We start from the raw sequence: 24,325 nt of genomic DNA, 5'->3' as shown, positions 1-24,325 counted from the left end.
ATGATGGTGTCGGTACGGGAATCGGCCGTCTTGTCCGGGTCGCGGGAGTCACTGCCGAGCAGCAGCACGTTCATCGCGCCGGTGACCGCCTGCGTCGGACGGGAGCTTTCCGCAAGCCCAGAGAAGGCGTCGGTGCGGGACAGGTTGCCGTTGAGCGAACCGCCGTAGGTGGCGACCGCGACGATGCCCCCACCGCCTAGCACCAGCAGTGCCGCCAGCACCGCGATCAGAATCCGTCGAGATCGTCGTTGCACTCGCTCCAACCCTTCACCCCCGGCGGGGGAACCATCCGGTGTTCGATGGTCACCCAACGTAATGGGTAAAGCTGGGAGGCGGCTTATAGTTTTGTGGCGCGCAGCAGGTTTCAACCGAACCCCTGCTGACCGCGGACGTTACTCAACCAAAAGCCTGGGCAAAATCGGTCAGTCCTTCCGGCCGAGCCCAGTTTGACGGCCGCCGGGCTGCCAACGGTAGCGCCGACGGACGACCACAGCCTTCGACCGGTCACCTGGAAGAGATGGGCTCACAGTCTCCTGTTCTGGCTTGCCGTCAAGGTCGTGGCAACGCAGTGCGCCTTCGCGCCAGCGCGGTAGACGCCATTGGCGCCTGGGTGGGTCGGGGCGTACCGGCGCGTCGGGCAGCGCGGAGCGGGCCAGGTCGGCCAAGCCGGCGTTGATCAGAAAGGAGACTAGGGGGGTCATGGTGGTCCCTCGGGGATGAGGCCGCGGCGTCGGGCGGCGTCGCGGCGAAGTCACTGAGGCCACCCTCCGTTACAGCGGTTAAGCTGTCCAACAGAAGAGTCAGATCCGAACGATCAGCGTTGGTGATTAATCGTGGAGCTACGCCAGCTCGAGTACTTCGTGGCGGTCGCCGAGGAGCGCCACTCACCCGAGCCGCCGCACGGATGCACGTAGCGCAGTCTGGCCTTTCCGCGTCGATCCGCTCCCTCGAGCGCGAGCTCGGCGCGAGCCTGTTCGTGCGCAACACGCGAAGCGTCGAGCTGACCGATGAAGGGCAGGCACTGCTCACCCAGGCGCGGCACGCACTCGCCAACGTTGTCGCCGCCAAAGACGCGGTCGCCGCGGTGCAGGGACTGCTGCGCGGCACCTTGGTGGTCGGCACCCTGCAGTGCCTCGGCGCCGTCGACCTGCCGACGGTACTGGCTCGCTTTCACGCCCGCCCACCCCGGCATCGAGATCCGGCTGCGGCAGGGCGGTTCAACCGACCTGATCGAGCGGGTCCGCACGGGCGACCTCGACCTGGCATTCGTCTCCGCACCCCCCGGCGGCGCACCAGGAGTGACGTTGACGCCGATCGCGGCAGAGCCGATAGTGCTGGCCTGCGGCTCAGCCCATCCGCTGCGCAACCGCGACAGCGTCGACCTGCGGGACCTTCAGAACGAGACCTTTGTCGACTTCTCCTCCGGCTGGATCACCCGTGATGTCGTTGACCACGCCATGGCCGCCGCCGGCGTTGAACGGCGAGTCGCCTTCGAGGTAAATGACGTGCATTGGCTGCTCGACCTCGTGAGCCACGGGCTTGGCATCGCCGTCGCACCACAGGTCTTCGCCGGCAAGAAGACGGCCGCCCAATTCGTTCCCATCATCGATGCTCCCCACTGGCCCATCGAAGTGGCGACCTCGACCGACCGCCACCCCGGCGCCGCCGCCAAGGCACTGCTGTCCCTCGATGACGTTCGGCCCCGGTCCTGACGCGGCTCGACCAGCACCATCCTCACCGCAAACACCGTTGGCCGCTGAAACCGCCACCTGAGGCCCGGCGGTACTCCTCCGGGGTACTCGGGCCATCGTTCCCGATGAGCGCATTGCCCGGACCTGCTGGTATTGGTCGGGACGTGCGCGAGCCGAGCACGACGGGGGCAGGCTCGTCGGGTCGACCTCGCAACCACCGCGACCGCCGCGTGGGACGGCGGGCACGCCTGGCTCGCCGTCGTGGTCGTCAACACCGTGATCAGTCTCTTCTACTACCTGCGCTGGATCCCCGGCCTACCGCGACCCCGCGCCGGCGTCATCCGGCAGCGATCAGTCCGCCCCGCCGCGCGAGCAGCCAGCGAGTCGGCGAGGCTCGCGGCGACAGCTGCCGCGCTCAGCCTGTCCCGCAGGCCTGCTCTGGAATGTGGCGGCGGGCATCTGAGCATCGAACGTCGGTCCGGTGAACACCAAGGGAACCGGCGATGATCGCAATCCACAGAGCAATGATCAGATACGGGCGAATCCGCTGATCTGGCGCGCGTCCGTCGCACTCGGTGGAGTCCGACATCACCCGAAAGGACGAGTTAGTGGATCACCTGGCGAGGGACGTCCACTCGCGCCGTTCGTGCCCGACGGTGTCCGGCGGCAACGAGAAGGGCGGTATGCCCGAATGGCGAGGGCCCCTACCGGCACCGCCGGACTGGTGCGGAGGATCCTGTCGCGCCAGGCTGAAGTGTGAGCACCGCCACCCGATCACCCTGGGTGACCATGGTTTCGTTTGCCTAGCCTCGGCGGATGCGTAACGACGGCAACCCCAACCACCCGCGCGGCCTCGGCGCCCCGGCTGACCGTTCGGACGATATCCCCACCACCGATCAGCCGGCCAGCACGTCCCAGCCCCGGCGCTCCACCGGATGGCTGCGTACCCGCCTCGGCGGCCTCGGTAATCCCCTCGCCGCCCGACCCGGCCGGGCCCGCATGGCGGTGGCCACCGGCGCCGTGTGCTGCCTCGGTCTCGTGGGCGTCACCTTCATCGGCGCCGACCCCGCCGGGGAGTCACTCACCCCCGACCAGCGCGCCGAGATCGCCCAGCGGGCCGAGGCCGACGCGGCCTCCCGCGGGCAGGCCCGCCAGCCCGCCGCCCCGGTCGCCGAAACCCCCACCCCGGAAAGCTCCCCGTCGACGACAACGCCCGCGCCCAATCCCAAGCCCAAGGCGACGTCAAAACCGAAGCCCGGGCCTAAACGGATCGTTCCGGTCGCTGGGCTGGACCAGGCGCAGATGGACAACGCCAAGACGATCGTGCGTACCGGCCGGGAGATGGGCGTGCCGCGCCGTGGGCTGGTGATCGCGGTGGCCACCGCGATGCAGGAGAGCAACCTCTACAACTACGCCAGTGGCGTGCTGCCGGAGTCGCAGGACTACCCGCACCAGGCGGTCGGCTGGGACCAGGACTCGGTCGGGCTGTTCCAGCAGCGGCCCAGCACCGGCTGGGGGAGCGTGCGGGACCTGATGGAGCCGGAGTTCGCGACCCGTCAGTTCCTCACCGCCCTCGAGGCGATCCCCGGCTGGCAGGACCTCCCGCTGACCGTTGCGGCCCAGTCGGTGCAGGTGTCGGCGTTCGGTTGGCTGTACGCCCAGCACGAGTGGCGGGCCACCGAGGTCGTGAACGCCGTCCTCGCCTGAGCGCGGACAACCGACGCCGCGCTGATCGCCCGCCGCCAGGCCGAGGGGCACATCCTCACCGACATCTACCCGGGGCTGCCTCGCGACCACCTTTACACCGTGCTGCACTCAGCCGCCATTTCCGGGTCTGATCTGACCCGCAACCGTCGCTGGCCGGCACCCAGACGGGTGCCGGCCAGCAGTCGCTGCGCTCGGTTGTTCGGTTGTCAGCTCGTCCAATACTGGGCGACCAGGTCAGCGGCCTGCTGCTCCCACTGCGCGTAGGCGTCCGGGTACGCCGACACCTGCACCGTCTGCGCCGCCTCGCTCAGCGGCATATCCTGCCACCCGTCGACCTGCTTCAGACCCTTGAGGAAGGCCATGGTCGAGTACTCCGGGTCGGTGATCTGCTCCGGGGTACCCCAACCACTGGAGGGGCGCTGCTGGAACAGGCCCAGCGAGTCGTGGTCGTTGGCGTCACCCAGGTGACCCAGGTTCTCCAGCTTCGACTCCTGCAGGCTGGTCGCGATCGAGACGACCGCGGCTCGCTCGTCCATACCCGACTTCTTCGTCACGGCGATGATCGCCTTTGCGTTCTTCGTCTGCTCGTTGTCTAGGGCGATCCGGGACTGCGCGCCCTGGGTGCCGTTCGGGATCAGCTCGGTTTTGTCGACCGACGGCTTGTCCGCCTGAAACAGGACGACTGGCTTCTCGTCGACCGGGGTGGCGTGCGCGGCGATCGGGCCGGCGAGCGCGCCACCGGCGAGAGCCAGACCCGCAATACCAAAAACGCTTTTGCGCATGATCGTGTTCATGTCAGTAGCTCCATTCGGGGGTTGCCATGACACCCGAGCCGACGGAGGGCCGACGTGCGGGTGTAAGCACCACGACCGGCGCTCAATGGATCCGAGGGAAGTGTGCGACCAGTCCGCGAACTCAGAATCTCGCGGTGACCCCGGTAACCCGCAGCGTTGCGGGCGTGCTGGGTGGCTTGTGCCGTCCGAACTAGGTGAAATGTGACGAGCGGCGGCCCACCATCGTTCCGCGGCCTGTGCTGCCGACCAAGCGCGCTTCTACCTCAGCCCTCGGAAAATGTAACGACCCCGGGCCGCCCAGGATTCCGCCCCCGGAATGCACAGCCTCCAATCGCACAGACGCCGGCCGCCGCCACGCCGAACGTGCCGGCGATCAGCCACCCGCTGACCGGGTCGTCCAGCCAGCTCAAACACCGGTTACGACCATGCGTGGGCTCCGAACCGACCAGACCGCACAAGTGATCATCGCTGGACACGCGTTCATCCAGAATCTCCGCCGCCGGACACTACGAACTCGGGCTCGACAGTCAGCCCAAGCTTCGAGTCGCTTCGGCGTTGAGTGAGCTCGCCCGGGTGATCTGACCGCAACCCCGACCGGGCCTGACGCGTCTCCCGATCGGATAACGCAACGGCACCCGCGGCAAGCCCGCCGCCGGAATCCAGCGAACGCTGACTTCGGCGGCGACCAGGGACGAGGCAACGGACACCGGTTATGCCCCGGGCGCAGTCGCCGCGCCGGAGCCGCGGATTACCAGCGCGGTGGCGGTGCCGGCGAACAGGAACAGCAGGCCGAGCGCCGCGAGCGTCGCCAGGTCGGGGTGCAAGAGCGGCTGCCCGCGCAGGGCCTGCCAGGTCAGCAGGGCCACGCCCCCGGCGTACGTCGCCGCGGCGACGCAGGCCAGCCGGGACCGGACCCGATCCCCGGAGCGGGGCATCAGCCGCGCTACCAGCAGCGCGAGCAGGGGCAGCAGTTGCAGGGCGTGGATGCCGACGAAATGCGGAATGCGCAGGTCGCCGCCGATGGTGCTCCACCCGACGACCGGCAGACCCGGACCGCCGTCGGGTACGCCGACACTGTGTGCGCCGACGATCGGCAGGGTCTGCCCAGCGTCGATCGCCGCCTGCTGCTCGGCGGTGGGCATCACCATCAGCATGCCGAGAGCGAGACCGACCAGCGTGATGACCAGGCCGAGCCGGATGGCGAGGGTGGTGCTGCGGTCGCCGAGCCGTTGCAGCATCGCCAGAATGGCGATGACCAGGGTGGCTCCCCAGAGGGCGTAGATGGTCACGGCCATCACGATGGTGAAGTTGGTGTCGAGCGGGGTCTCCTGGTTGAAGTGCAGTTGGCGGCCCCGGATGCCGATCTGTACGACCATCAGCCCCATCTCGACCACCAGCGCCACCCCGACGAGGGTGCCCAGCCACCAACCGGTACGCCGGACCCGCTGGTACAGCGAGAGCAGCCAGGCCAGGGTCGCGGCGTAGATCGCGAAGGAGATGCCGAACTTCAGCGGCTTGAGCCAGATAGGCGCGCCGACCAGAACCCGGTCGTCGAGGAAGAGCCCGCCGGTAGCGACCAGGCTCAGCAGCAGCATGCCGGCCGCGACGACGAGCAGCGGTCGGTGCCAGCGTTGCGGGCCGGCGATCATGGGGGCGGGCTTGTCGGGCCTGGTCAGCAGCGTTTCCGTCATGCCTCAATGCTCGCCTCGCGGGCCTGGCCGCACATCATGGCGACCCGTAGGTTGCCTGGTGGGGACAGCCCTACCGTTCCTGGTTCAAGTGGGCCAGCACGGCGCGTACCCGGCGGTGCGAGTCGGTGGCGGGCGGCAGGTCGAGCTTGCCGAAGATGTTGGTGATGTGCTTCTCCACCGACACCGGGGCGAGGACCAGGGCGGCGCAGATCGCGGAGTTGGACAGGCCCTGGGCCATCAGGTCGAGGACTTCGCGTTCTCGGGCGGTGAGTGCCGCGACGCCGCGATCCCGGCTGTTCCGGGCGAAGAGCTGGCGGACTACCTCTGGGTCCATCGCGGTCCCGCCGCCGGCCACTCGCTCCGCCGCGTCGAGGAAGTCGTCCAGCGCGGTCACCCGGCCCTTGAGCAGGTAGCCGACGCCGCCGCGGCCGTCGGCGAGCAGTTCGGCCGGCGACTTGATCTATCCGGAAAGTCGAGCGTCACTCGTCGCGGCCGCCACCCCGGCGAACCCGACAGCGGGTCCCCACACCGCTGGCCAGGGGTGGCGGCCACCCGAGTCGCACCCGCACCGGAAGGGCAGCAGCTGATGTCGCAGCCGCACCGCCGCGCCGTACCGCACCACGTCACCGACGTCCTGCTGTGGCTCCTCGCCACCGACGTCGCCTCCCACCACCTCCCCGACCCAGAACGGCTCGGCCATTGCGCGAACCTGCGCTGCCACGAGGAGGCATACCCGTGCCCGCCGGCACGCGACGCCCAGCATGCCGGCCGGGCCGCGACCCGACCCACGCTGCTCGCCCGCGCCCGGGCGGATCTCGCACCGGCCGCCGCCGCGGCGGCACGGTTCGCCGGCTGGTTCGGACCCCAACAAAGCCTGGCAACGCCACCGCAGCGGCAGACATCGTCACCGCGAGCCGTCTGACCTTGGCCGCGCAACCTGCGACATCCGCCCCCGTCGCGCCCCCCGTCGAGTACTCCCACGTGAAGACCCCGCTGGGCGGGAGAGAAGTCCGGCAAGGAATTCCAGCTGCTGTGCTGGCTGGTCGCGGCCGCCACTGGCGCGCGGGGAACGGGCTGAGGCAGGCGGTGCTCCGCGCTGCGCCATCTCCGCGCGGCCAGGCCAGCCCGGCGATGGCGAGCGCTGCCACGACGAGCGCCGACAGGACCGCGCCGCGAGGGGCCACGTTTCTCATTGCCGGTTCTTGCCCGAACTCCTCCCGCCGGTCGGTTGCCGGTTGGGAGACCGCGAACCATCCGCGGATAAGCGCAAACTCCGAACCCGAGTCACCGTCGTCGCAATGGGGTGCCGGTCACCAGACGGTCACCACGGCAGAATGCCGCTCGCGTCGTGGAACTCGCCGCTGGGACCGTTGTCGCCGAGCAGCGCGAACCGTACGGCGACGGCCGCGCCGTGGGCGGGGTCACCGGCACCGGGCGTCGGCGTGCCGCCGTAGAGGTCGGTCGCGACGTACCCGGGTGTGACTGCGTTGATCTTCACGGGCGTGTCGCGGAGTTCCTTGGCGTAGAGGATGGTCAGCGCGTTCAGCGCGGCCTTCGACGACTGGTACGCGCCGACGTTGATCGGTATCCGGTTCCTCATCAGGGTGAGGGAGCCGACCTCGCTGGACACGTTGACGATCCGCGGTGACGGGGAGTGCAGCAGCACGGGCAGGAAGGCGTTGATGACGGCGACGACGCCGAACACGTTCGTCTCGTAGGTGCGGCGCAGGTCCTCTGGCGACGTCCGGGACGGGGTGTCGTAGCCGCTGCTGATGCCGGCGTTGTTGACGAGGATGTCCAGCGCCGTGACATGCGCGGCGGCAGCCGCGACGGAGGCGGCGTCGGTGACGTCCAGTTGGAGCACCTGCACGTCGAGCCCTTCGGCGCGCAGTTCGTCGACCGTGCGCTGGCCGCGCGAGGTGTCGCGGGAGCCGGCCAGCACGCTGACCCCGGCCTGTGCCAGCTGCCGGGCGATGTGCCGGCCGACGCCCTTGTTCGCCCCGGTTACGAGCGCGATCTTGCTGTGGTGAGCCATGGCTCGAGGCTGCCCGGCGAGGTGAGCCGGGCGACAGGCCCAGCCAGTACCAGTCTCGGCGGGCACCTTTGGGTGGTATACGGCCGACTGTCTGGTTCATCCAGGTACCAGTTGTACCTGGCAGCTGGGCACGCGCGGGCGATACTTGCGGCCATGGACCGTACCGAGCTTGGCGAGTTCCTGCGCAGCAAGCGGGAGCGAACGCGGCCGCAGGACGTCGGCCTGCCGGCCGGCACCGTGCGCCGGACCCCGGGCCTGCGCAGGGAGGAGGTCGCCCGGCTCGCGCACATCTCGGTCGAGTACTACACGCGGCTGGAACAGGCCCGAGGGTCCAGCCCGTCCCGGCGGGTGCTCGGCGAGCTGGCCCGGGCGCTGCGCCTGAGCACGGACGAACGCGACCATCTGTTCGACCTTGCCGGTGTCGCACCGGAATCGCCGGCCGGACCCCGCTCCGACGTCCCGGCAACCGTGTTGAACCTGCTGGAGCACCTGACGGACGTCGCGGCGTTCGTGGTCAACGCCCGCTACGACGTGATCGCGTGGAACGGCCTGGCCGCGGCCTTGTTCGAGGACTTCTCCGCGGTTCCACCGGCCCGCCGCAACCTCATCTACCGCCACTTCCTGCACCCCGACCCCGCCGCGCGGCACTACGGGATGAGCGGCGCGGAGGAGTTCGGCCGGCTGGCGGTGGGTCAGTTGCGCGCAGCCGCTGGCCGGTACCCAACCGACCCGCAGATCCACGCATTGGTCGACACGCTGTACCGGCGCAGCGCCGAGTTCGCGCAGCTGTGGGACGTCCACCATGTGGAGACCGGACACCACCACCGCAAGACGATGCACCACCCGATGGTGGGCACCCTTGAGCTGAACTGCGACACGCTTGCCGTGCCGATGCGCGACCAGTACCTCGTCTGCTTCACCGCCCAGCGGGGCAGCCCCTCCCATGACGCACTGCGCCTGCTGTCGGTGGTCGGCACCCAGGACATGAGCACTGCCATGGACAACGAGTGAGCACGTTCCGGCTGGGGCGATTTTCGGTCGCGCGCGTCGGGTACGGCGCCATGCAGCTGACCGGGCCCGGTGTGTTCGGCCCACCGGCCAGCCGTGACGACGCCATCGCCGTACTCAGGACCGCGGTGGAGATCGGCGTGAACCACATCGACACCGCCGAGTACTACGGACCCCGGGTCGTCAATGAGCTGATCCAGGAGGCGTTGCACCCGTACCCGGGCGGGCTGGCGATTGTCAGCAAGGTGGGCGCCCGGCGGGACGACGCGGGTGCGGTACTGCCCTACGACCAGCCCGACGAACTGCGCAGGGGCATCGAGGACAACCTCCGGACGCTGCGGGTCGACCGCCTTGCCGCGGTCAACCTCAGGCTGATGGACGACTCACCTCCAGACGGCCGGTTCGATGCCCAACTGGCCGCGATGGTCACGGCTCGAGACGAAGGGCTGATCGACGGGATCGGGCTCAGCAATGTCTCGCTCGCCCACCTGCGGCGGGCGCTCGCGGTCACCGAGATCGTGTGCGTACAGAACTCGTTCAGCCTGCTCGACCGCGCTTCGACGTCAGTTCTGCAGGAGTGCGCGCGGCGTGGCATCGCGTTCGTGCCCTACGTTCCGCTGGGCTGGCCACGAGATCGGCGCGAGGCCATCTTCAACAACCCGGCGGTGGACCGCCTCGCCCGCCTGCACCACGCCACGCCGGCGCAGATCGCGCTGGCATGGCTGCTCGCGCTGTCCCCGAACGTTCTGCTGATACCGGGCACCGCCTCGCTGCGGCACCTGCGGGAGAACCTGGCGGTGGATCGCATCGAGCTGGACCGGGACGCCATGAACCAGCTCGACTCGGCGTTCGCCTGATCGGCCGGGCGGCTGGGACGTACCGCTGAAGGCCCCCGTGTCCCGCGACCCCCGGGAGCCGGCGGCTGGCCGGCGCCCGGGGAGAGCGGCCTTGCGGCGGGCATGGGTCAGGGATGGATCTGGGAGCCGAAGCCGAGGTCGAGGCGGACGGATTCGAGGATGGTCAGGGTGCTGCTCGTGGTGAAAACGTCGGCCGCGGCCAGCACCCCGGTGTATTTCGCGATGACGGGGGCGGCGGCCTGGTCGGTGACGGCGTCCAGGTAGGTCTTCACCGCCGCCCACGTGTTCGGGCCGTACTTCACGAAGTATGGCGTCGGATCGACCGTGGCGAGCGCGGTCTTCACGTTGGCGACGATGTCGGTCACGTACTGCTGATGCAGGCCGACGTCGGCGCGGGTGCCGAGCCGGCCCAGGTGGCCACCGATGTAGTGCTTCCAGGGGTAGGAAAGAGCGGTGGTGGGGGCGGCGATGAATCCGGGTATGTCGGTGCTGAGGTTGAGGTTGTAGATGGGTACCCAGCCGGGCAACGCGATGTCGACGAGCATCAGAGTGTCGTGGTCCGGCAGGTGGATGTAGATGTTGTCTGGCGCGTGGTTGGAGCCACGCCAGGCCAACTCGACGCGTTCCCCGCCGACGCGCAGGGTGCGACGGTCCTGCAAGGTGACATCGGGGGCGGGTCGGGCCGGGTCGTTGTACTGCAGCAGCAGCCGGCGGGTCTCCGCGTGGCCGACGCGCACGACATCCTTGCCGAACAACGCCGACGCGCCGATGTGGTCGGCATGGTGGTGTGAGTACACCAGGTGCGTCACCCTGTTGCTGACGCCGTTGGCGGCGGCGATCTCGTCCACGGCGCGACGGAGGTTGTGGCCGATGGTCGGCGGCGCGTCGAACAGCACGACGCCGTCGCGGGTGGTCAGGAACGCGGACTGGTAGGTGCCGTCGGTGACCCAGTACAGGTTCCGCTCCACCCGTCCGACGTAGTAACCCTGACTGTTGAGGGCGGGTCCGAGCGCCGACGGGGGTACGGGTGCGTAGTCCGGCAGGGCCGGGTCGGCCTCGGCCGGCGACGGTCCCGCCACCGCGGCCATGATGGCGCCGAACGACGGCACCGCCGCGAGCGCCGCGCCGCGGGCGAGCAACGACCGCCGGCTCGTACCGGACGGGTCGGTATTGGTTGGTGTCACGGGTGACTCCTTGGAACGTGATGGTCTGAGCTTCGCGAGCCCACCGCGAGCCGTCCAAGCGCACAGCCCGCGGTGGACGGGGGTCCGATGGCTAGTCGACGCTGACGTCGTCCTTGTGTTCGAGCAGCCACTGGTGGAATGTGCGCAGTCCGGGGTGCAGCGCGCGCACCACGGTCAGGTCGCGGGCGCTAGTGAAGGTGTCGGCGGCCTCGGTGTAGTACTGGAACATGTTTCCGATCTCCGCCGCGGCGGGGATGCCGAGAGCTCGGAACTGGTCGTGGGTCAGCGGCCGGTAGGCCACCGGCTCGCCCAGCACGTCGGCGAACACGGCCGCGAACTGCGCGCCGGTCAGGTGCTCGCCGGCGATGCTGACCGTCGCGCCGAGGTAGTCCTCGCCGGCGAAGATGCCGAGCGCGGTACGGCCAATGTCCTCGGCGGCGATCCCGGCCAACGCGCTGTCACCCATCGGCAGCGTGAGCACCAGCTGTCCGGACTCGTCGCGGCGCGGCCCGAACCCTTGCAGAAACGCCTCCCAGTAGAAGGTTGTGCGTAGGAACGTCGTCGGCACACCGAGGTCGACGAAGAACCGGTCCGCCTCCGCCTTCGCGTCAAAGTGCGGCACGGTGTAGGAGCCGTCGAACACCGGTACCCGGGGGTCGGTGACCGGGAGCCGCTCGCGAGTGTCCTCCAGCGTTGACCAGATCACGTGCCGCAGGTCGGCCTGCTTCGCCGCCCGGGCCGCGTTGCGTGCGTGGCCCAACTCGGTCTGCGCCGACATGCCTTCCCAGTAGTTCGTCACCACATAGGCGCCGTACGCACCGGCGAACGCGCGCCGCAGGCTCAACTCGTCGTCGAGGTCAGCCTCAACAACCTGAGCGCCACGCGAGGCCAACTCACGGGCGGCATCAGAGTCCGGCCGGCGGGTCAGCGCCCGGAGCGTGAACTCGCCGCGCCGCTCCGCCAGGATGGCGTTGGCCAGGCCACCGCCCTGCGCACCTGTGGCGCCCACCACCGCGATGATTGCCGTTTCGGACATGCCAATTCCTCCCCTGTCGGGGTCCTTGAGCGAAACCCATGCGCCGGATAGCGCACGGGCGACGGGGAGCTGTCTGCTGTGTCAGCCCGCCACGGGTCCAGCGTCGCGTGCCGGTGCACGACCAACCAGGTACAGCCTGGGCACGGCTCGCGGCGGGAATGTCCGTATTGCCGGGAATGGCGGTGGTCGGCGGTCGACAGCCGCAGGGGCCACCCGCGGCGGTGCCCAGGACTCGGGCCAGGTAGGAGTTGCCGTGGCCGGTGGCGTTCTTGCCTGTCGTCGTGCCCGCGGACTCCTTCACGCCGGGCGCGAACCTGGCCCAGGACACCAGATGCCCGGCGGTGGGGAAGCGCTGCATCTGGATTCCGGTCTCGGCCAGGATCACATGTGCCGCGACCGGGCGATGCCGAATCGACTGGCAGTACGTCGAGCGTGTCGAGGCGTGGAACGCAGAGCGCATCGCCGAGGTTCGCTCGGCTGGCCGTAGAGCTGGGCGCTGGCTCGGCTACAACATCGCGACCTTCCAGTCTGACGCGGAAGGTTGACCGTCAACGAACGGGCGATCAAGGCAGACAGGGCCGGCCGGCACGACGAGGACCTGGCGATCCTGCTCGAGGGAGTTCGGCGCTGTCCGCAGCGCGCATGCCACATCCCTTCGTTGCCTCACCGCAGCCGACGCGGGAGCGCACGTGGAGGTTGGGCGGCGTGAACAGCACGGCAGCGCTGCCGGGCGGTGGCCACTTTGGGGAACGCGATCAAGCGTACGTCGGCGGCGCCGGCGAACTGATATGGCCTCAGTCCTCGGGGGTCCGGCCGCGTGTTCCTGCCGTCGGGTTGTTGTTCCGTTGGTTGTCGGCGTTCCAGCTGGCCAGAAGGCGGATCGCGTCGGCTTCGGGTGTGCCGGGTTGGGGGGTGTAGACGGTGAGTATCTGGCTGGAGACGGCGTCGATGCGGAGGGTTTCGTAGGGCAGCGTGACCTCGCCGATGAGCGGGTGCCGGATGATTTTCGCGCCGGCTCGGGGGACTCGTACGTCGTTGGTCGCCCAGCGCGTCCGGAATTCTGTGCTGCGGGTCGCGAGTTGTCCGATCAGTTCGGTCAGGTCGGGGTCGTCGGGGTGGCGGCCGGCCTCGATCCGCAGCATCGCCACGACGTCCGCCGTGATCCGCTCCCACTCGGGGTACAGGTCCCGGGCCCTGGTTTCGTTCAGGAACAGAAAGCGGGCGCTGTTAGGCCGTCCGGGCAGGTCGTACACCGGCGCGAAGAGTGCGCGCCCGAGCGTATTGACCGCGAGGATGTCGAACCGGCCGTTGAAGACCACTGCGGGTAGGTGGTCCATCGAGTCCAGCAGCACCCGGATCCCGGGGGTCACCTGGTCCTTCGACGTGCCGCGGCTCCGCTTGCGGGCCGCGGGGGTCAGAGCGGCGAGCAGCCGATCGAGGTGAGCGCGTTCGTCATCGTCCAAACGCAGGACGTCGGCGACGGAGCCGACGACTCCGGCGGAGGGCCCGGTTGCCTGGCCGCGCTCGAGCCGCACGTAGTACTCCGGGCTGACCCCGGCAAGCAACGCGACCTCTTCCCTGCGCAGGCCTTTCACCCGACGGCGGGTGCCCTGGGAAGGAAGGCCGGCGTCAGTTGGGGCGACCCGAGCGCGGCGGGTGGTGAGGAACTCGCGGACCGCCGCCCGCGCGGTTTGGGCCACCGTCGAGTTCCCCGCGTTGAAGGCCATTCAAAACGTCAGCGTCTCGGCGCCATCTCTGAGGAATGGGCTACGGGTCCAAGGCTCTTCTGTGACGCTGTCCGCGTGGAAGCAGCGAAAGGGCTGGACTCCGTCGAGCTGAGGGTGCATGGCGTCTCCGGGGCGAGTGCGGAGGAAATCCTCGACCATCCGGTCGTGGTCCGCGTCGCAGGAGATCACCACGCCGGCTTCTACCGAGTTCGGCCCGGGATGGGAACCGGCGGCGGCACGACCGAAGGCATCCCCGTCGAGGCGTATCGCTGGGGTGCGCTAACGGCCGGCGCGGCGGTGCGGACAGCCTCTAGGCTCCTGCTGCTGCCGTTCATGCTGGTGAACGTCGCGGTGTGGATGCGTCCGACGGCGGCCGACCGGTTCGGTCTGCTCACCGTGTTGTGCCGCCTGCTCGCCGGCACCCTCACCGCCGCCTTCGTCCTGTCGATCATCGGCGTCACGCTGGACCTGGTCGGCTGGCAGTGTGTGCCCTACGACGAGTGCCGGGACGGCCGCCCGTACCTCGCCTGGCTGCGGGGCCTGCCGGTGGGCCCCCGCCTGGTCGTCCTGTCGATCGTTCCCCTGGTCGCGCTCTGGGTGATCTGGAGCATCGGCGCCCGATCCGCGCAGGCGCTGGAGGGTTTCGGCCTCCCACGGCAGCTGAACACCGCGATAGATGAAGGCCTCGACGAGCCCGGTTTCTGGGACGACGAGCGCAGCCCCGCATGGCTGCGCCAGGTCCACGCGGGCATTGGCATCGGCACCCTCGACGCCAGCCTGCTCGGCGGGTTGTCCAACAGTGAGAGCGACGCCGGCCTGTGGCTGTTGATTGCTCCCCTCGGCCTGCTGATGTTCTGCGCGGTGCTGCTCTGCCTCCCCGTGCCGACCAGCCCCGAACGCGTACGGTCCCTCCTGCGCCCCCTCTGGGCCGCCACGGCTGCAATCACCATCCTGAGCCTCACCTACGCCGCCCTAACCCGACCCGCCCAGCTGCCAGTCGGACAGCTGCCTGGCTACGAGGGATCGGTCGCCACGCTCATCGCGGCGCAGGGATGCCTGCTCGCCCTGCTCGCCGCCGTCACGAACGCGCGGCTGCGGCACGTCACCCACGACGTACGCCCGCTTCTTCGCTCGTTCGGGGCGCCGGTTGTGGCCGCCGCCTCGGTGATCGTCGGCCAAGCCTTCGCCGCCACCCTGGTCTACCGCGTCGCCGACCTGCTCGACCGCGGCTCCGTGCCCGGTCCGGTGCGCCCCAGTCCGTCAGGTGTCGCCCCGCTCGACCCACCCGTCGGCTACTGGTGGGCCGCGCTCGCCGCGCTCGCGGCGCTCATCGTTGTCGGCGCGTCCGGGTCAACCGCGCTCCTGCTCAGCCGGCGACGGCGTCGTTCCCTCGCCGAGCAGGTCGTCCGGCAGGACTATCCAGTCACGCCGCCAGGTGCGGCGCACCGACTGGCGGCGGTCCGGGAGGCGATCGCCCGGTCGCACCTGACCGAGGAACTGGGGCCGATGCTGATCGCCTTCTTCCTGGTCTCCTCGCTCGGCCTGGCCACCATCGCCCTCGACCTGCTGGGAATCGGCCCCACTCAACTCGCAACCCGGCTGGGCACGACGCACCAGGGCAACGCCCTGCTGGCCGCTTACGTGACTGACGGCGGGATCTGGATCATCAGCCTGCTGGTCATCGGCCTGTTGATCCTCGGGTTCCGCTCCTACCGCTCACCCGATACCCGGCGCCTCGTCGCGGTCCTCTGGGACCTGGGCAACTTCTGGCCGCGAACCGTCCACCCCTTCGCACCCCCTTGCTATTCCGCCCGAGCAGTGCCCGAACTGGCCCGCCGGGTCTCCGCGCTAACCGGTGAGGGAACGGTCGTCGTCATCTCCGGCCACAGTCACGGTTCCATCCTGGCGGCGGCCGCCATCCTGCAGCTGCCGGCACCGGTACGTCGCCGGGTGGGACTGCTCACCCCCGGCTCACCGTTGGCCAGGCTTTACGCCCGGCTCTATCCGGCCTATTTCGGCGGTCAGACGCTGTGCGAGCTGGGCGGCCGGCTGGACTGGCGTTGGCGGAACCTTTGGCGAGACACCGACCCTATCGCTGGCCCGATCTTCCACCGGCGGGGAGACGACAGTTCACGATGCGGGGATCGCAGAGCGTACGCAGTGGATGTCCGGCTCCGCGACCCGCGCGGTCTGACCATTGATCCGACCGACACTGTTCCGCCGCCGATCGAGCGACACTGGCCGTACCACACGCAGCCGCAGTATTGGGCGGCCGTGCGGGAGCTTGCCGATCAAACCGGTCAACACGGGGACCGCGGCCAGCCGAACTTCCACTCGTAGCCGAACTGCCGGGTTCCGTGCTCCGCGGCTGGAACGGCCGCCACCAGCAGCAGCGCCGCGAGGAGTCGGATTTGATCACACGGCCGGGCCCAGTCGAACGGCGGCGATCGGCAGAACCCGGCCTGACAGGACTGCCCGGTGCTGCGGACGGACCAGTCATTCACGATGTCGACCTGGGTCCGGCCGGACCCGACACGCGGGGCGCAGTCGGTCCTGGCCCAGGACGCCGCAGACGGTAGCGTCCTCCGGCTGTCCTGCCAGCCAGGACGGCGGTCGGTGGGAGTTCGGGGTGCTGTTCGACCGACGGGCGCGTACGACTCGGCCGTCACCCACGCCAACCCCGACCGGATCGTCCCCGCTTCCGCTGGGAGCATCGCCATCCCTGGCTGAAAGCTCGAACGGCTTGTCCAATCGGCCGAGCTGCTCCGGGGTTCAACGTCGCGTCTCGCTTAGCGGCTGCACCTGCTGACGTGGCCCACCGGCTCATAGCTCCCTGCCTGCGAGGCATCGACCACCGTGGTGGCATGAGACTTAGCGCGGTCTCGGAGGGACCCGGCATCGCACTGAAACGACGTGGCCGGTCTGCGCGTCGATGATGAACTCGACATCTCCCCTGAAGGGTGCGCCGGGTACGGCTTGACTTGTCCGACCGCCAACGGCGCCAACATCGTGCAGTGGACCGACGGCAACGGCACCAACCAGCAGTTCCGCCTGGCCGACTCTGACGGTGGCTACGTCCGGCTGATCAACCGGAACAGCAACAAGGTGGTGGAGGTGCAGGGCGCCTCGACCGCCGACGGGGGCAACATCGTGCAGTACGACGACTGGAACGGCAGCAACCAGCAGTGGCAACTCGTCCGCGTCGACGGCGGCGGCAACCCCACCACCCCGCCGCCCGGCACGTGCGCTCTGCCGTCGACGTACCGCTGGACGTCGACGGGCCCGCTGGCGAACCCGAAGTCCGGGTGGGTGTCGCTCAAGGACTTCACCTACGCCCCCTACAACGGCAGGCATCTCGTCTACGCGACGACGCACGACACCGGGACGAGGTGGGGCTCGATGAACTTCGGCCTCTTCACAAACTGGTCCGACATGGCCTCGGCGAGCCAGAACACGATGTCCGTCTCCACTGTCTCGCCGACGCTGTTCTACTTCGCCCCGAGGAACATCTGGGTGCTCGCCTATCAGTGGGGTGGGACCGCATTCTCCACCGGACGTCGAGCGACCCCACCAATCCGAACGGCTGGTCCTCGGAGCAGGTGCTCTTCTCGGGAAGCATCTCCGGCTCGGGTACGGGACCCATCGACCAGACGCTCATCGGTGACAGCACGAACATGTACCTGCTCTTCGCCGGGGACAACGGCAAGATCTACCGGGCCAGCATGCCCATCGGAAATTTCCCGGGCAGTTTCGGCTCGACATCAACGGTGATCATGAGTGATGCGACGAACAGTCTGTTCGAAGCCGTCCACGTCTACAAGCTCCAGGGCCAGAGCCGGTACCTCATGCTCGTCGAGCGATCGGCTCGCAGGGCCGCTACTTCCGCTCGTTCACGGCCACCAGTCTGGGCGGTTCGTGGACACCACAGGCCGCGACCGAGAGCAACCCCTTCGCCGGCAAGGCCAACAGCGGCGCCACCTGGACCAACGACATCAGCCACGGCGAACTGATTCGCAGCAACGCCGATCAGACCATGACCATTGATCCCTGCAACCTGCAGTTGCTCTACCAGGGACGTTCCCCCAGCTCCGGCGGCGACTACGGCCTCCTGCCTTACCGGCCGGGTCTGCTGACACTGCAGCGCTGATGGCCTGACAAAGCTCCGACGCAAGTGTCTCTGACGTCCGCCGCCAAGGGCGTACGTCGAATCGGGTGACGTTGTCGCCGCTCGCGTTCGCGATCGGGTGGCGTCGGAGGGGGCGGGCTCGGTGCAACGCCGAACCCGCTCCGAGGCAGGTGACGGACGACCAGCCGGACGAGCGCGGGGCCGCGCCGGCCGGCAGCAGATCAGTGCGGGTCCGATTGGGGGAGCAGGTTGGGAACAGCCGGGTGCGGCGGCTGGGCCTTGCGTTGGGAGCAGATTGGGTGCAGGCCGGCTAAGTGGTCACCGCAGCGAAGAGGTCACCCGACCCCGGCCTGCCGGCGACCTCCGGCCGGCATCGGGGCCGGCCGGCCACACCTCGGGAAAACAGGCATTCCAGAGGTCATGCGCGGTCTAGCGTGCGTCCGTGAGTGGAAGGGGCAACGAGGTGGAACGACACGGGCTGAACCGCCGTCCGCACGGGACTTTCCGGTGTCCGACCTGCAGCGCGGCTCTCTCCCTGTGGGCTGCCACCGCTGCCGGCCCCGATGAGACTGGCGAGCTTCCGCCCCGTGAGTTCCGTCGATGCCTGGAGTGCCTTCGCCTGGCGGTCCGCATCCAAGGCACGCACGAATGGCAGGACACGAGCGAGGAAGCTGCGCCTGCCCGCATACGCCCCATGATCGCCATGCTCTAGTCCGCGACGACACCAACCCGCCGTGGGACACCTTCCGACGCCATCGATCTGCCGCCACCCGTGCGGACCGGGTCGCGACCGCCATGTCGACATCCGCTGACGCCGCAGGGCGGACGGGATACTGCCTCGATGATCCGTTTCCGCTTCGAGTTGTATCCGCCGGACGAGGTGTCGTCGTGGGACGGTGACCAGCCAACGCTGCACTGGTTCGGGCTCGCCGAGGGCTGGTACCGGCTTGAGGTCGGTGGGCAGCAGTTGCTGCGGCGGACCACCTCGAACATCCGCATCCCTTCGTCGACTACTACCTGGCCCGGCTCTGGAAGACGGGTCAGGCGGAGGGCTGGTGGCATTTCATACGGCTGTTCGCCGTACAGCAGCGCCAGGCGATGGGCGGGGGAGCGTCGAGGCTGCCGCGGTTGCGGTCGTAGCGGCGGGCAGTGCGGGGATCGGCGAGGCCGAGGAGGTCCTGGACGTCGCGCAGTGGGGCCGCCGTCGTCGAGGGCAGCGGCGTGGCGCAGGCTGTGCAGGGAGACCTGCTCGGCGGCGGCCAGGGCCGGCCACCCCGGGCGAGCCGCCGGACCAGGTGCCAGACCCTCGACTGGCTATGTCGGTTGCCGTACCGGGTGGTGAACACCGGGCCGTTGCACGCCACGTGACGACCGCAGGTGCTCTGACCTGTGCCTCAGGTCGTCCTGGATGGTCCGCTCCGTGCGGCAGAACGGGCACTCGTGGCCGTCGGGCTCGTGCGGCCTCACAGCCGAGCTTTCAGCACATCGACCTCGCAGCCTGGCGCGGACGGGTCGAAGCCGTGCTCGACCAGCCAGCGGATCGCCAGCAGGCTTCGCAACGACCACCACGCGCGGATCACGTCGAGGTCGACATCGGTGCCGTAGCCGGCGACCACGTCGTCAAGGTGCTCCTCGTGTCCGAGCGTCAAGACGGCGAGGTCGTACAGGGCATCGCCCTGGGCGGCCTCGGACCAGTCGATCACGCCGGTGATCTTGTCGTCGCCGACGAACACGTGGGTGATCTGCAGGTCGCCGTGCATGAACACCGGTTTCCATGGCCGCAGCGCAGCCTCGGCAACCTGACGGTTGCGGGTGACCAGGTCGGAGGGAAGGACGCCGTTCGTGACGAGCCACTCGCATTCGCCGTCGAGGCGCGTTGCCAACTCGTCGAGGCTCCGACCGGGCCAGGGCGGCAGGGGCGCGTCGTGCAGCCTCCGTGCGGCGGCACCCGCCGCGGCCCACGCCGCCGGCGACGCGGTCGACGGCTCGCCGAGGCGGCCGAGTGCCGTCCCCGGGAGGGCGGCGAGCGCGAGCACGGGCGGCTTCCGCCACAGGACCTCCGGAGTCGGGATCGGTGCCATGGCCATCGCCTCGACCTCGACGTCGGTGCGCGTCTGATCAGCGTCGATCTTGAGGAACACGTCGCCGACGCGCAGGGTCGCGCGTTCGTTATGGGCGACGACGACCTCGACCTCTTCCACGTCGGCCATTTTCGCGAGGATGACGACCGACGTCACGCGCTTATCGCGTGCGACTGGGCGGCCGGTCGACGAGTGTGCGACCCGAGGCCGCCGATTCCCGCCGCCGCCCGCCCGCCCGAGTGGCAGGGTGGTTGTCCATGGACAGGAAGCAGGTTGCCGGTTGGCTCGCCGCCTACGAGCAGGCGTGGCGGACGCCGGGCACGAGCGGGCTGGTCACGCTCTTCACCGAGGATGCGAGCTACCAACAGGGGCCGTACTGGACGCCCGTGGTCGGCCTGCCGGCCATCGCCCGGATGTGGGAAGCGCAGCGCAAGGGCCCCGACGAGGTGTTCGACATGACCCGGGAGATCGTCGCGGTCGACGGCGACACCGCGGTGGCGCGCCTGGAGGTCCGCTACGGCGACCCGGTCGACCAGGAGTACCGCGACCTGTGGGTCATGCGGTTCGCCGAGGACGGACGTTGCCGCTCGTTCGAGGAGTGGCCGTTCTGGCCGGGACAGCAGCCGGCCAGCCTGCCGGACGGATTGTGACCGGCGAACTGGTCACGGTCGCGGCGTCGGCGGTCATTCCCTCATTCGACCGCGAATCGGGATGATACGTCGGCCGCCGCGAGGACTTTCGCCGCCGGCCTTCTAACTATCCGCGATAGCGCCCTGACTTTTCGTTGACCCGGGCATAAGTCGTCGTTACGGTCGACGCATGTCTATGGCCGATCCGGTAACGGCGTCGCCGACATGACGTCCGAGGTGACGACCAGCGTCCGGCTGACCGGGATCAGCAAGTCCTTCCTCGGGGTGCCGGTGCTGCACGGGGTGGACCTGGAACTGCGCGGCGGTGAGGTGCACGCCGTGATGGGCGAGAACGGCGCGGGAAAGTCCACTCTGCTCAAGGTGCTGGCCGGGGTGCACCGGCCGGACGGCGGCAGCATCGAGGTCGACGGCGCCGAGGTGTCCTTCGCCGGCCCCAGCGATGCGCAGCGGGCCGGCATCGCGATCATCCACCAGGAGTTCACTCTGCTGCCGCACCGCAGCGTCGCCGAGAACGTCTACCTCGGCCGCGAGCCCGTACGCCGGATGCAGGTCGACCGGCGGCGCATGGTGGCCGACACCCGCGAGCTGCTGGACTGGCTCGGCGAGGACGGGATCGACCCGACCGATGCGGTGTCGTCGCTGTCGGTCGCCCAGCGGCAGGTCGTGGAGATCGTCAAGGCGCTGTCGACCAACGCGCGGGTGCTGGGCATGGACGAGCCGACCGCCGCGCTCGCCGACCACGAGGTCGAGCTGCTCTACGACCTGGTGCGCCGGCTGCGCGAGCGGGGCATCGCGATCCTCTACGTCTCGCACCGCATGCGCGAGGTGTTCGACCTCGCCGACCGGATCACCGTGCTCAAGGACGGGCGCCTCGTCACCTGCGCCCCGACCCACGAGCTAACCCCGGCGGACCTCGTCCGCCACATGGTGGGCCGCGACCTGGGCGAGTACTACCCGGACCGAGGGGACCCCGACGACCTCGGGCCCGTGCGTCTCACGTTGCGCGGTGCCGGCAACGGCCGCGTCCGCAATCTCGACCTCGAGGTACGCGCCGGAGAGATCGTCGGGCTGGCCGGGCTGCAGGGGTCGGGTCGCTCGGCACTCGCGCGCGCCGTGTTCGGTGTCGAGCCGTTCACCAGAGGCGGGTTGGAGGTGGACGGGAAGGCTCAGCGGGTGACCCGGCCGCGCACCGCCGTACGCCTCGGTATCGCGCTGGTCACCGAGGACCGCAAGGGCGACGGGTTGGCGCTTCGCCAGTCCGTACGCGACAACACGTTGCTGGTGCGCCGCGCCGCGCTGCGCGGCGCGCGTTCCCGCGCCCGCTCCGACGTGCCCGCGCTGCTCGACCTGGTGACAGTGGTGGCCCGCGGCGAACACCAGGAGGTGCGCTTCCTCTCCGGCGGCAACCAGCAGAAGGTCGTACTCGCCAAGTGGCTGGCGGTCGAGCCGAGGGTGCTGATCGTCGACGAGCCGACGCGCGGCATCGACGTCGGCGCGAAGCGAGCCGTGCACGAGCTGCTCCGTGACCTCGCGAAGCGCGGCGTGGCGGTGCTGATGATCTCCTCGGAACTTCCCGAGTTGATCGGGATGAGCGACCGGATCCTCGTCATGCACAACGGCGCGCTCGCCGGTGAGCTGCCCGCCGGCGCGAGCGAGGGGGCCGTGATGGCGCTCGCCACCGGGCACCGGGCCGGTGAGGCGGCATGAGCGTCCTTCAGCGGGACACCTCCCCAGCCGGGCAACTGGCCACCCGGCCCGTGCTGCGCCAGCGGCTCACCCCGGTCGTCGTCGTCTACCTCGCGCTCGTCGCCCTGCTCGTCGTCGGCAGCGTCCTGGTCGGGCTGCGCGGCGAGGTCCTGCTCGACCAGGCCGGCATCCTCAACATCCTCACCCGGTCCACCGCGCTCGGGCTCGTCGCGATCGGCCAGACGATGGTGATCCTCACCGGGTCGCTCGACCTGTCCGTCGCGTACCTGATCGGCCTGACCTCGCTGCTCGCGGCGGAGACCATGGCCGGGCAGAACGGCATGGTCCTCCCCGGCGTGCTGCTCGCGCTCGCCGTGGCCGCCGGCGTCGGGCTGGTCAACGGGCTGGTCATCACCGTCCTCAAGGCCAACGCGTTCATCACGACGCTCGGGGTGGCGCTGATCCTGCGCGGCTATCTCGAGAACAACTACACCGGCCCGGCCGGCGACGTACCGCGCGGCTTCCAGCACCTCGGCTACGACCGGATCGGCCCGGTGCCGGTCGCGGCGCTGCTCATGCTGGCCGTCGCCGCGCTCGCCTGGTGGTACCTGTCGCGGACCCGCCCCGGCTACCACATCTACGCCGTCGGCGGCGACCTCGAGGTGGCCCGGCTCTCCGGGGTGCCGACCCGTCGGGTCGTCGTCACCGCGCACGTGCTGTGCTCGCTCGCCGCCGGCCTCACCGGGATCTACCTCGCCAGCCGGCTCGGCTCGGGAGCCCCGTACGTCGGCACCGACGCCGGCTACGACCTGGAGTCGATCGCCGCCGTCGTGCTCGGCGGGACGTTGCTCGCCGGCGGCCGGGGCGGCGTCGTCGGCACCATCGGCGGTGTCCTCATTCTCGCCACCCTGGACACGATCTTCGACGACCTCGCGGTCGACCCGTTCTTCAAGGACGTGGTGCGCGGCGTCGTCCTGGTGGCCGCGGTCGCGCTCTACGCGCGCCGGATGATGGCCGACCGCGCCCGGGGGAGGCTGACGTGAGCTGGCGTCCCCGCCTGGCCGAGGGCACCGCGCCCGTGCTCGTCGTCCTGCTCCTGCTGCTCATCGGCCTCGCGATCGCCGGCCCGGCCTACGACGAGCCGTCCGGCTACCTGGCGCTGCTCAAGCGCGCCGCGCCGCTGATGATCCTCGCCATCGGGCAGTACTTCGTCATCGTCTCCGGCGGGTTCGACCTGTCCGTCGGCGCCCTGGTCACCGCCGGGGTGGTCATCGCGGCCCGGCTGATCGACGACAACGACTCCGCGACCACCTGGGTGATCCTGCTCGTACTCGGGTTCGGCCTGCTGGTCGGCCTGGTCAACGGGCTGATCACGACGAAGCTCCTGGTGCCCTCGTTCATCGTCACGCTCGGCATGCTGCTGGTGCTCGACGGCGCGACCTTCCTCTGGACCGACGGCGCGCCGCGCGGCGCACTGTCGGCCGGGTTCCGGCGGTTCGGTCGCGGCGACCTGGACATCCCCGTGCTCGGCGAGGTCCCGTGGTCGGTGCTCATCCTGCTTGCGATCCTGGTCGCCGCGGCCCTGTTCATGCGCAGCGGCACCGGCCGGGCGCTCGTCGCGGTCGGCGACAACGAGGCGACCGTGCGGCTCTCCGGCGGCCAGGTAGACCGGCTCCGGCTGCTCGCGTTCGTCCTTTCCGGGCTGCTCGCCGCGGTCGCCGCGATCCTGCTCGGCGGGTTCGCCGGCGTCTCGGCGCAGGTCGGCAACGGCCTGGAGTTCCGGGCGATCACCGCCGTCGTGCTGGGCGGCGTGCTCCTCGGCGGCGGACGCGGGTCGGTGGTCGCGGCCGCCGCCGGCGCACTGTCCCTGGAGGCGCTGTTCACGCTGCTGAACCTGCTCGGCGTGAGCGGCGCCCTCGAGTCGGCCGTGCAGGGCCTGATCATCATCGCGGCCGTCGCCTACGCCTCGCTCGGCGGCGGTCTGCGGCAACGGCTGCGGTGGCGGCCGAAGCGCAACACCGTGCACCCCGCTCCCTCCTGACGTCCCCACGG

General features: G+C 69.7%; 20 protein-coding genes and 4 pseudogenes. 14 read left to right on the top strand and 10 right to left on the bottom strand.

From position 1 onward, the window contains the following. Window positions 1–254 (bottom strand): annotated as a pseudogene (locus ACIBBA_RS15160) (LytR family transcriptional regulator); the annotation flags it as partial. A gap of 650 nt (window positions 255–904) precedes the next feature. Between ACIBBA_RS15160 and ACIBBA_RS15155 the strand changes: the two are divergent. The 3 genes and pseudogenes from ACIBBA_RS15155 to ACIBBA_RS15145 form a co-directional block, all read left to right on the top strand. Next, a pseudogene (locus ACIBBA_RS15155) lies at window positions 905–958 on the top strand (hypothetical protein); the annotation flags it as partial. Window positions 959–1,007: 49 nt separating this feature from the next. After that, window positions 1,008–1,712 carry a LysR substrate-binding domain-containing protein gene (locus ACIBBA_RS15150; RefSeq protein ID WP_396697471.1) on the top strand — a complete coding sequence of 235 codons (705 nt, stop codon included), beginning with the start codon at window positions 1,008–1,010 and terminating at the stop codon, window positions 1,710–1,712. A gap of 795 nt (window positions 1,713–2,507) precedes the next feature. Then, window positions 2,508–3,398: a peptidase M23 gene (locus ACIBBA_RS15145; RefSeq protein WP_396697469.1), complete on the top strand. Its 891-nt coding sequence runs from the start codon at window positions 2,508–2,510 to the stop codon at window positions 3,396–3,398. Between the two features lie 206 nt (window positions 3,399–3,604). Here ACIBBA_RS15145 and ACIBBA_RS15140 read toward each other — a convergent pair whose 3' ends face one another. The 3 genes and pseudogenes from ACIBBA_RS15140 to ACIBBA_RS15130 form a co-directional block, all read right to left on the bottom strand. Beyond that, window positions 3,605–4,192, bottom strand: a complete 588-nt coding sequence (locus ACIBBA_RS15140) for a hypothetical protein (RefSeq protein WP_396697467.1) — start codon at window positions 4,190–4,192, stop codon at window positions 3,605–3,607. A 710-nt stretch (window positions 4,193–4,902) separates the two neighbouring features. Further along, complete coding sequence (locus ACIBBA_RS15135; RefSeq protein WP_396697465.1) at window positions 4,903–5,883, bottom strand: hypothetical protein; 981 nt, start codon at window positions 5,881–5,883, stop codon at window positions 4,903–4,905. 70 nt (window positions 5,884–5,953) lie between these two features. After that, window positions 5,954–6,328: pseudogene (locus ACIBBA_RS15130) on the bottom strand (response regulator transcription factor); the annotation flags it as partial. Window positions 6,329–6,469: 141 nt separating this feature from the next. Here ACIBBA_RS15130 and ACIBBA_RS15125 point away from each other — a divergent pair. Beyond that, complete coding sequence (locus tag ACIBBA_RS15125; protein WP_396697463.1) at window positions 6,470–6,805, top strand: hypothetical protein; 336 nt, start codon at window positions 6,470–6,472, stop codon at window positions 6,803–6,805. A 399-nt stretch (window positions 6,806–7,204) separates the two neighbouring features. Here the strand turns inward: ACIBBA_RS15125 and ACIBBA_RS15120 are convergent, their stop codons facing one another. Then, the gene (locus ACIBBA_RS15120; protein WP_396697461.1) at window positions 7,205–7,918 is read right to left on the bottom strand and encodes an SDR family NAD(P)-dependent oxidoreductase; all 714 of its coding nucleotides are present in this window, start codon (window positions 7,916–7,918) and stop codon (window positions 7,205–7,207) included. A 153-nt stretch (window positions 7,919–8,071) separates the two neighbouring features. Here ACIBBA_RS15120 and ACIBBA_RS15115 point away from each other — a divergent pair, with 153 nt between their 5' ends. Both ACIBBA_RS15115 and ACIBBA_RS15110 read left to right on the top strand, forming a co-directional pair. Then, window positions 8,072–8,929, top strand: a complete 858-nt coding sequence (locus ACIBBA_RS15115) for a helix-turn-helix transcriptional regulator (RefSeq protein ID WP_396697459.1) — start codon at window positions 8,072–8,074, stop codon at window positions 8,927–8,929. Beyond that, complete coding sequence (locus ACIBBA_RS15110) at window positions 8,926–9,783, top strand: oxidoreductase (protein WP_396697457.1); 858 nt, start codon at window positions 8,926–8,928, stop codon at window positions 9,781–9,783. Before ACIBBA_RS15115 ends, ACIBBA_RS15110 begins: the two co-directional genes overlap by 4 nt. A gap of 107 nt (window positions 9,784–9,890) precedes the next feature. Here ACIBBA_RS15110 and ACIBBA_RS15105 read toward each other — a convergent pair whose 3' ends face one another. From ACIBBA_RS15105 to ACIBBA_RS15095, 3 genes are all read right to left on the bottom strand, one after another. Then, the gene (locus ACIBBA_RS15105; protein WP_396697455.1) at window positions 9,891–10,967 is read right to left on the bottom strand and encodes an MBL fold metallo-hydrolase; all 1,077 of its coding nucleotides are present in this window, start codon (window positions 10,965–10,967) and stop codon (window positions 9,891–9,893) included. A 91-nt stretch (window positions 10,968–11,058) separates the two neighbouring features. Next, window positions 11,059–11,976: an NmrA/HSCARG family protein gene (locus ACIBBA_RS15100; protein ID WP_396697498.1), complete on the bottom strand. Its 918-nt coding sequence runs from the start codon at window positions 11,974–11,976 to the stop codon at window positions 11,059–11,061. Beyond that, entirely contained in the window at window positions 11,873–12,361 is a 489-nt protein-coding gene (locus tag ACIBBA_RS15095; protein WP_396697496.1) for a transposase, read from the bottom strand. Before ACIBBA_RS15095 ends, ACIBBA_RS15100 begins: the two co-directional genes overlap by 104 nt. Between ACIBBA_RS15095 and ACIBBA_RS15090 the strand changes: the two genes are divergently transcribed. Then, window positions 12,264–12,548, top strand: a complete 285-nt coding sequence (locus tag ACIBBA_RS15090) for a hypothetical protein (protein WP_396697502.1) — start codon at window positions 12,264–12,266, stop codon at window positions 12,546–12,548. The two genes, ACIBBA_RS15095 and ACIBBA_RS15090, sit on opposite strands and share 98 nt — an antisense overlap. A 249-nt stretch (window positions 12,549–12,797) precedes the next feature. Here ACIBBA_RS15090 and ACIBBA_RS15085 read toward each other — a convergent pair whose 3' ends face one another. Then, window positions 12,798–13,730, bottom strand: coding sequence for a helix-turn-helix transcriptional regulator (locus ACIBBA_RS15085; RefSeq protein ID WP_396697453.1), 933 nt, complete (start codon window positions 13,728–13,730; stop codon window positions 12,798–12,800). A gap of 114 nt (window positions 13,731–13,844) precedes the next feature. Here ACIBBA_RS15085 and ACIBBA_RS15080 point away from each other — a divergent pair, with 114 nt between their 5' ends. The 3 genes and pseudogenes from ACIBBA_RS15080 to ACIBBA_RS15070 all read left to right on the top strand — a co-directional run bounded on the left by ACIBBA_RS15080 (window position 13,845) and on the right by ACIBBA_RS15070 (window position 19,198). Then, window positions 13,845–16,070 (top strand): hypothetical protein, encoded by a 2,226-nt coding sequence (locus tag ACIBBA_RS15080; protein WP_396697451.1) that lies wholly within the window; start codon window positions 13,845–13,847, stop codon window positions 16,068–16,070. A gap of 606 nt (window positions 16,071–16,676) precedes the next feature. Then, window positions 16,677–17,877: pseudogene (locus ACIBBA_RS15075) on the top strand (non-reducing end alpha-L-arabinofuranosidase family hydrolase). 820 nt (window positions 17,878–18,697) lie between these two features. Then, window positions 18,698–19,198, top strand: coding sequence for a DUF5984 family protein (locus ACIBBA_RS15070; protein ID WP_396697449.1), 501 nt, complete (start codon window positions 18,698–18,700; stop codon window positions 19,196–19,198). Between the two features lie 121 nt (window positions 19,199–19,319). On the opposite strand, the gene ACIBBA_RS15065 is transcribed toward ACIBBA_RS15070, so the two are convergent. Continuing rightward, window positions 19,320–20,093, bottom strand: a complete 774-nt coding sequence (locus tag ACIBBA_RS15065; RefSeq protein WP_396697447.1) for a phosphotransferase family protein — start codon at window positions 20,091–20,093, stop codon at window positions 19,320–19,322. 101 nt (window positions 20,094–20,194) lie between these two features. Here ACIBBA_RS15065 and ACIBBA_RS15060 point away from each other — a divergent pair, with 101 nt between their 5' ends. From ACIBBA_RS15060 to ACIBBA_RS15045, 4 genes are all read left to right on the top strand, one after another. Then, window positions 20,195–20,587 carry a YybH family protein gene (locus tag ACIBBA_RS15060; RefSeq protein ID WP_396697445.1) on the top strand — a complete coding sequence of 131 codons (393 nt, stop codon included), beginning with the start codon at window positions 20,195–20,197 and terminating at the stop codon, window positions 20,585–20,587. Between the two features lie 204 nt (window positions 20,588–20,791). After that, window positions 20,792–22,294: a sugar ABC transporter ATP-binding protein gene (locus ACIBBA_RS15055; protein WP_396697443.1), complete on the top strand. Its 1,503-nt coding sequence runs from the start codon at window positions 20,792–20,794 to the stop codon at window positions 22,292–22,294. After that, the gene (locus ACIBBA_RS15050; protein ID WP_396697441.1) at window positions 22,291–23,316 is read left to right on the top strand and encodes an ABC transporter permease; all 1,026 of its coding nucleotides are present in this window, start codon (window positions 22,291–22,293) and stop codon (window positions 23,314–23,316) included. Before ACIBBA_RS15055 ends, ACIBBA_RS15050 begins: the two co-directional genes overlap by 4 nt. Beyond that, entirely contained in the window at window positions 23,313–24,314 is a 1,002-nt protein-coding gene (locus ACIBBA_RS15045; RefSeq protein ID WP_396697439.1) for an ABC transporter permease, read from the top strand. The genes ACIBBA_RS15050 and ACIBBA_RS15045 overlap by 4 nt, the downstream gene beginning before the upstream one ends. The last annotated feature ends 11 nt before the right edge of the window (window positions 24,315–24,325 follow it).

The sequence above is a fragment of the Micromonospora sp. NPDC051006 genome, from assembly GCF_044456245.1.
GTDB lineage: Bacteria > Actinomycetota > Actinomycetes > Mycobacteriales > Micromonosporaceae > Micromonospora.
Note: the sequence above shows the minus strand (reverse complement) of the source record. Positions and strands in the feature narration are given on the sequence as shown.